This is a genomic window from Patulibacter sp. NPDC049589, assembly GCF_040675535.1.
GTDB lineage: Bacteria > Actinomycetota > Thermoleophilia > Solirubrobacterales > Solirubrobacteraceae > Patulibacter.
The window spans coordinates 23,861-30,258 of sequence record NZ_JBFAPC010000066.1 but is presented as its reverse complement, the minus strand read 5'-3'; the positions used below and the strand labels follow the sequence as shown (position 1 = coordinate 30,258).

At 75.1% G+C, this 6,398-nt stretch carries 7 protein-coding genes and 1 pseudogene; 2 read left to right on the top strand and 6 right to left on the bottom strand.

All coding sequences use genetic code 11. From position 1 onward, the window contains the following. Both AB0L40_RS14020 and AB0L40_RS14015 read right to left on the bottom strand, forming a co-directional pair. The coding region (locus AB0L40_RS14020) for a hypothetical protein (RefSeq protein ID WP_364355252.1) at nucleotides 1–54 on the bottom strand (54 nt) is incomplete at its 3' end. Between the two features lie 431 nt (nucleotides 55–485). Next, nucleotides 486–617 (bottom strand): annotated as a pseudogene (locus AB0L40_RS14015) (histidine kinase dimerization/phosphoacceptor domain-containing protein); the annotation flags it as partial. Nucleotides 618–1,225: 608 nt separating this feature from the next. Here AB0L40_RS14015 and AB0L40_RS14010 point away from each other — a divergent pair. Continuing rightward, complete coding sequence (locus tag AB0L40_RS14010; RefSeq protein WP_364355244.1) at nucleotides 1,226–2,860, top strand: FMN-binding glutamate synthase family protein; 1,635 nt, start codon at nucleotides 1,226–1,228, stop codon at nucleotides 2,858–2,860. Nucleotides 2,861–2,956: 96 nt separating this feature from the next. Here the strand turns inward: AB0L40_RS14010 and AB0L40_RS14005 are convergent, their stop codons facing one another. From AB0L40_RS14005 to AB0L40_RS13990, 4 genes are all read right to left on the bottom strand, one after another. Continuing rightward, nucleotides 2,957–3,865 carry a hypothetical protein gene (locus AB0L40_RS14005; RefSeq protein WP_364355241.1) on the bottom strand — a complete coding sequence of 303 codons (909 nt, stop codon included), beginning with the start codon at nucleotides 3,863–3,865 and terminating at the stop codon, nucleotides 2,957–2,959. Continuing rightward, nucleotides 3,862–4,422, bottom strand: coding sequence for an RNA polymerase sigma factor (locus tag AB0L40_RS14000; protein ID WP_364355238.1), 561 nt, complete (start codon nucleotides 4,420–4,422; stop codon nucleotides 3,862–3,864). The genes AB0L40_RS14005 and AB0L40_RS14000 overlap by 4 nt, the downstream gene beginning before the upstream one ends. A gap of 120 nt (nucleotides 4,423–4,542) precedes the next feature. After that, nucleotides 4,543–5,193 carry a hypothetical protein gene (locus AB0L40_RS13995; RefSeq protein ID WP_364355235.1) on the bottom strand — a complete coding sequence of 217 codons (651 nt, stop codon included), beginning with the start codon at nucleotides 5,191–5,193 and terminating at the stop codon, nucleotides 4,543–4,545. 11 nt (nucleotides 5,194–5,204) lie between these two features. Further along, the gene (locus AB0L40_RS13990) at nucleotides 5,205–5,603 is read right to left on the bottom strand and encodes a hypothetical protein (protein WP_364355232.1); all 399 of its coding nucleotides are present in this window, start codon (nucleotides 5,601–5,603) and stop codon (nucleotides 5,205–5,207) included. A gap of 275 nt (nucleotides 5,604–5,878) precedes the next feature. Here AB0L40_RS13990 and AB0L40_RS13985 point away from each other — a divergent pair, with 275 nt between their 5' ends. Continuing rightward, the gene (locus AB0L40_RS13985) at nucleotides 5,879–6,337 is read left to right on the top strand and encodes a MarR family transcriptional regulator (protein WP_364355229.1); all 459 of its coding nucleotides are present in this window, start codon (nucleotides 5,879–5,881) and stop codon (nucleotides 6,335–6,337) included. Nucleotides 6,338–6,398: the final 61 nt, after the last annotated feature.

The following is a 6,398-nucleotide window of genomic DNA, read 5'->3' as shown; positions in this document are numbered from 1 at the left end:
GAACGCGCGGACGTCCGGGTCGTTGACGTAGCGCTCGGTGACCTTGTCGTACATCCAGTCCTCGACGACGCCGGCGGTGGCGTCGTAGCCGAAGACTCGCGCTCGTGCATGCCGCGCAGGCCGGAGCCGCTGCCGCCCTGCGGGCCGGTCGCGCCTCCCGCCCCGTCGTCGGTCACCACCACCGACACCGCGTCGTCGCCCACCGCCACCCGGACCGCCGCCCCGCCCGCGCCGGCGTGCCGCAGGACGTTCGTCAGGGCCTCCTGGACGATGCGGAACGCGGCGGTGCCGACCGCGACGGGCACGGCCGCGACGTCGCCCTGCACCGCGACGTCCACCGTCAGCCCGGCGGCCCGCAGCGGGTCGGCCAGGCCGTCGAGGCGGCCGAGCGGGTCGGTCGGCCGCAGGGGCGTGCCGTCCGGGTCGTCGTCGGTGCGCAGGAGGCCGAGCGTCGCGCGCAGGTCGGTCAGCGCGGCGCCGGAGACGCGCTTGATCTCCAGGAGCGCCGCCTCCGCGTGCTCGGGGCGCGTGCGCAGCAGGTGGGCGGCGACGCCGGCCTGCACGTTGATCGCGACGATCGAGTGGGCGACGACGTCGTGGACGTCGCGGGCGATCATCAGGCGCTCCTCGGCCAGCCGGCGGCGGGCGTCGTGCTCGCGCTCCCGCTCCTCCTGGTCGCGCCGGGCGGCCTCGGCGCGCCGTGCGCTCCGCCGCGCCCGGATCGCGTCCCCGAGCAACAGCGCGGCCACGGTGACGCCGATGTTGATGGCGATCCGGTCGAGCGGGATCCGGTTGCCCGGAGCGTCGGAGAACCCGATCACGAGCAGGAGCACGACCGGGACGAGGAACGCGATCAGCCACGGCGCCCGGCGCCGGTCGCCGTAGGCCGCGGCGGCGTAGGCGGCGACGGCGCCCGGGACGACGACGGTCTCGCCTGCGTCCAGCGTCGCCAGGCACGCCGCGATCGCGAGGCACATGGCGGGGACCATGCTCAGCGGCGCGCGGTGGCGGGCGGCGAGGACGCCGAGCGTCGCGGCGACGGCGAGCACCGCGAGCACCGACGGCGCGTGGTCCTGCTTGATCATGCCGTTGGTCAGCAGCACCGCCGCCACGGCGGTCAGCAGGCCGGCCTCGTGCAGCGGGGGGCGGGGCACGAGGGACATCGCGCTGCACGCTACTTCGCGCCGGGTGATCCGTCGTCGTCCGGGAGGAGTATCCGTCCTGCATGTCGCGCTTCCTCCCGGCCGTCCTCGTCGCCGTCCTCGGGATCGCGGCCACCGCGCTCGCGCTCCTGGCCTCCGCGGGCTGGTGGTGGGCGGCCGTCCCGCTGCTGGCGCTCACGGCGCTGGCGGCCTACGACCTGCTGCAGACCCGGCACGTGGTGCTGCGGACGTACCCGATCGTCGGGCACGGCCGGTGGATCGCCGAGGCGCTCCGGCCCGAGCTCCAGCAGTACTTCGTCGAGAGCGACACCGACGGCCGACCGTTCGACCGCGACACCCGCTCGATCGTCTACGAGCGGGCGAAGGGCGACGAGGCCGAGTCGCCGTTCGGCACCGAGCTGGACCTCGACGTCGTCGGTCGCGAGTACCTCGTGCACTCGATGGCGCCCGCGACGCCCCCGCCGGCCGACGCGCCGCCGCCGCGGGTGCGGGTCGGCGGGCCCGACTGCGCGCACCCGTACGAGATGGCGCTCCTGAACGTCTCGGCGATGAGCTTCGGCGCGCTGTCGAAGCCCGCGATCCTGGCGCTCAACACCGGCGCCCGCGAGGGCGGCTTCGCGCACGACACGGGGGAGGGCGGGCTCTCCGAGTACCACCTGGGGCCCGGCGGCGACCTCGTCTGGGAGATCGGCACCGGCTACTTCGGCTGCCGCACGAAGGACGGCGACTTCGACCCCGAGCGGTTCGCCGAGCAGGCCGCCCGCGAGCAGGTGAAGATGGTCTCGCTGAAGGTGTCGCAGGGCGCGAAGCCCGGCATCGGCGGCGTGCTGCCGGGCGGCAAGGTGACCGCGGAGATCGCCGCCGCCCGTGAGGTGCCCCAGGGGCAGACCGTCACCTCGCCGCCCGGCCACCGCGTCTACTCGACGCCCCGGGAGCTCGTGACGTTCCTCGGCCGGATGCGCGAGCTCGCGGCCGGCAAGCCCGTCGGCTTCAAGTTCTGCGTCGGCTCGCGGGTGCAGTTCCTGGCCGTCTGCAAGGCGATGGTCGAGACCGGGATCACGCCGGACTTCATCATCGTCGACGGCGCCGAGGGCGGGACGGGCGCGGCGCCCCTGGAGTTCGAGGACCACGTCGGCCTGCCGCTGACCGAGGGCCTGATGTTCGTCGGCGACGCGCTCGTCGGCTGCGGCCTGCGCGACCGGATCAGCCTCGGGGCGAGCGGCAAGGTCGCCACCGGCGCGGACATCGTCAAGCGCCTGATCCAGGGGGCGGACTTCCTGAACGCCGCCCGCTCGATGATGTTCGCGCTCGGCTGCATCCAGGCCGAGCGCTGCCACACCAACACGTGCCCGTCGGGCGTCGCGACGCAGGACCCGAAGCGGTTCCGCTCCCTCGTCGTCTCCGACAAGGCCCCGCGCGTGACGCGGTACCAGCAGGCGACCGTCCAGAGCGCCCTGCGGATCATGGCCGCCATGGGGGTCACCGATCCGAAGGACCTGCGTCGTTCGCAGCTGCGCCGCCGGGTCTCGGTCGAGTCGTCCCAGAACCTGGGCGAGCTCTACGTCCCGCTGGAGGACGGCGCGCTGCTCCGCGGCGCCGACGGCGACTGGGGCCGCTGGTGGGGCGCGGCGGACCCGGACGTCTTCGACCTCGACTGGACCGAGCTGCGGGCGGCCGGGGGCGGGGCGGCGGTCTGAGGGCGCCGCCGACCGGGGACAGCGGTCCCGCGCTCGGACGAGGGCGGCGCGAGGCGGGGCGGAACGGCGTGCCTCGCGCTCCGCCGGGCCTCGGCGCTACGGCGCCTTCGGGGCCCGCTCGGGGACCAGCTGCCCGGCCTTGGGGCGCCACCGACGCGCGTCGGCTCCGCAGGCCACGTCCTCGGGGACGATGCCGCCGTCGGCCCCGCAGTCGTGGAAGCCCTTCAGGGCCTCGGCGGGTGCGTCCTGCCCGACGGGCAGGGTCATCCGGGCCCCGCCCGCCGGTTCGATCGCGGCGCCGTCGGCGCCGAGCCACTCGACCTCCGGGCGCGCGGGATCGATCGTCGTGCCGTCGGTGGTGAAGACGTTGGACGCCACCGGGATCCGGCTGGGCGAGCCGTCGCGACGGTGGACGACGACGGAGGCGACGCCGTCGGGGACGAGGCCCCAGGAGAGGTCGCCGAGCCGCTGGGTCGCGCGACCCTGCCGGACGTCGGCGAGCGAGAAGCACGCGGCGTTCTGGGCGTCGGCGCCCGTCGCGGTGTAGGCACAGAGCGCGTCACGGGCGGCGGGGGTGCGCGCGTCGCCGGCCCGCTGTTCCAGGTCGGCGACGGAGACGAGCGCGATCCCGTCGGTGGCGCCGATCCGGTGCACGACGCGCACAGCGTCCGGGCGGATCCCCTGGTACTGGCGGGTGAAGGAGACCAGCGCCCGCTGGGCGACCGCACTGCGGTCGGCCGCGACCTGCTCGCGGCGGAGCACGCCGAGCGCGGCCCGCTGGTCCGCGGGCACGGGCGTCCCGCCCAGGGAGGGGCGGTTCCCGTCCTCGTGGCCGAGCTGGGGACTCCAGATCGCGATGCCGGCCACCGCCGCCCCGCCGATCGAGACGACGGCGGCGCTGGTCACGAGCCCGGTCCGGAACAGCCGGGCGCGTCGTCGCGCCCGGTCCACCAGTCGCTCGTTCGCGATCAGCAGGCTCTCCTGCAACTGCGGCAGCTGGATCATGCCCATCCCATCATCTGGTCACGGAGCCGCGTCAGGCCGCGGCTCACCCTCTTGCGCACGACGCTCGACGAGGTCGACAGCCGGTCGGCCGTCTCGTCGTACGTCTCGTCCTGCACGTAGCGGGCGACGATCGCCTCCCGCTGCTCCTCCGGCAAACGCTCGAGCGCCGCGTACAGCCGGTCGTCGCCCCCGAGGGCGTTGACGCGCTCGAGGTCCTCGTCGTCGAGCTCGATCGGCTGCATGCCGAGCTTCTCGCGCGCCTTCTGCTCGACGGTCCCACGGCGGGCGCTGTCCACGAGGACGTTGTGCGCGATCCCGAAGAGCCACCCCGAAGCGTTGCCGCCGGACGGCCGGAACCGCGCGCGGCCGGCGAGGGCCCGCGCGAACGTCTCGGCCGTCAGGTCGGCGGCGACCTCCGGGAGCCGGACGCGGCGCCGGTGGTAGGCGAGGATCGCCGCCTCGTACCGCTCGTAGAACTCCGCGAACGCCGAGGAGGAGCGGTCGAAGCGCTTCTCGGCGACGAGCTCCTCGTCGGTGCGTGACTGCTCGCGGCTCACGGTTCCTGTTCGATCGGCGGCCGGGATGTGTGACCGCGGATCTGCGTTCGCCCTCCGGCGGCCGGGTCCTGCCACGTCGGGAGGGGGCCTCGGGCGGGCGGAGGGCGAACGCCGCGAGGGCTACGGCGTATCCCCCGTCCCGAGGTCCTCGGTGCTCTGCATCTCGGTGGTGGCCTGCCCCTCGGGCGTCGTCACCTCGAGGGACTGGACCTTCTCGGCGTCGGTGTCCACGATGCCGGAGTCGTCCGGGGTCACGTTCCTCGTGCGGTCCGCGTCGTCGGTGGTCGTCACCGTGGCGCCGTCAGGGACGAGCGTCACGGCGGCCGACGCGTCCGTGCCGGTCAGGCCGAGGGTCAGGCCGCGCGTCGCGACCTCTCCCGTCGGCGCGCAGCTCGTCGCCCAGCCGTCCACCGGGTCGGGCATCACGAGGCAGACGACGCCGTCGCCCGGGACGACCCACGCCTTCCCGCTCCTGGTGGTGACGGCCCGGGCGAGCTGCGGGTTGCGGCCGTAGCGGGCGGGAGACGCCACCGATCGGGCGCTCGCGGGGAGGGTGTCGGAGGCGCGCCGCGCGCGGCGGAGCACGCGGAGGGTCTGCTGCTGGGCCGGCTGCACGGCGCCGATCGGCGCCGGCTGGGCGGGGCTCTCCACGAGCACGCTCGCGTCCGGATCGGAGGCCGGGGCCTCGTCCGCGAGGGCGGATCCGACGGTGAGGCCGCCGACGGCGAGGCCGGCGACGAGGCCGGCGGCGAGCACGCGGCGGATGGGCATGGGGCGCGGGCTCAGCACGACGCCGCCCCCGAGCCGAAGGTCGACAGGCCGGACATCGTCATGGACGTGCTGTTCGGGTTCTTGACGACGGGGTAGAGCAGGTTGCCGGCGCCGTATCCGTGGCACGTCGTCCCGGTGCCCCACGCCCAGTTGGCGTACAGCTGGCCCTCGGTCCCGTTCCAGCTGGCTCCCGCGTTGACCGACCGGCCGGAGGCGCCGAACGCCTTCACGGAGGTCAGCGTGTGCCGGTCGCCCGGGCAGGTGACCGATCCCGGGACCGATCCGCACGGCCACGAGTCGGAGCCCGCCTGCGCGGCCGAGGCGCCGGCCAGGCCGGCGAGCCCGAGGGCAAGGGTTGAACCGATCAGGGCGGCGGCCCGCGAGGCGCGTCGGGGTCGTGCTGAAGACATGAGGAGTCCTTCGGGAGGAGGTCGGAGATCGCGCCCACCGGGCGCTGCGGCTCGTCGAACCTACGTCCGCTCCGGTCACAAATCCCTGCATTCGACGAACGTGCGCGCGGGTTCATCGTCAACCGGTCCAATCCTCCGGCGAACGCCGAAAACCGGTCACAAACGGGCCTCCGAAAACGAACAGTGGACGTGGGGAGGTGCGCCCGGTGACCGGTCGGCCGTGTCCGCGGGTCGGTGCCGACCCCGAGGGTGATGGTTCGCTACACTAATTACTAGTGCGAACCACACCGTCTCCCGGCGACCTGCGCACCTCGGTGCCCGAGATCGCCGCCCACCTGCGCCTCGTGATCACGCGGACGGCCCGGCGGCTGCGCGCCGAGGCCGGCGCCGAGCTCGGCCCGTCGCTCGGTGCGGCGCTGGCCACCGTCGAGCGCTTCGGCCCGCTGAGCCCGAGCGAGCTCGCCAGCCGCGAGGGGATCCGCCGGCCGTCCGCCACCCGGCTCGTCGCCCGGCTGGAGGAGGAGGGCCTCGTCGGCCGCGAGCCCGACCCCGAGGACGGCCGCTCCTTCCGCGTCAGCCTCACCGACGCCGGCGTCGAGCACATCCGCGACGTGCGCTCGCGCAAGGACGCCTTCCTCTCCCGCCGTCTCGAGGAGCTCTCCGACGAGGACCGCGCGACGCTGGACCGCGCGTCCGACCTCCTCGAGCAGCTGCTCGAGGACCCGCCCGCCTGACCCGCCCGGCACGACCCCGCCGGTGTCCGCGCCGGGGGCCGGCCGCGGCGCCCGCCCGGCG

Excerpts from the sequence above, each read along its gene's own strand:
- AB0L40_RS14010 (WP_364355244.1), top strand. The coding sequence starts at position 1,226 with ATGTCGCGCTTCCTCCCGGCCGTCCTCGTCGCCGTCCTCGGGATCGCG.
- AB0L40_RS14005 (WP_364355241.1), bottom strand. The coding sequence starts at position 3,865 with ATGATCCAGCTGCCGCAGTTGCAGGAGAGCCTGCTGATCGCGAACGAG.
- AB0L40_RS13995 (WP_364355235.1), bottom strand. The coding sequence starts at position 5,193 with ATGCCCATCCGCCGCGTGCTCGCCGCCGGCCTCGTCGCCGGCCTCGCC.
- AB0L40_RS13990 (WP_364355232.1), bottom strand. The coding sequence starts at position 5,603 with ATGTCTTCAGCACGACCCCGACGCGCCTCGCGGGCCGCCGCCCTGATC.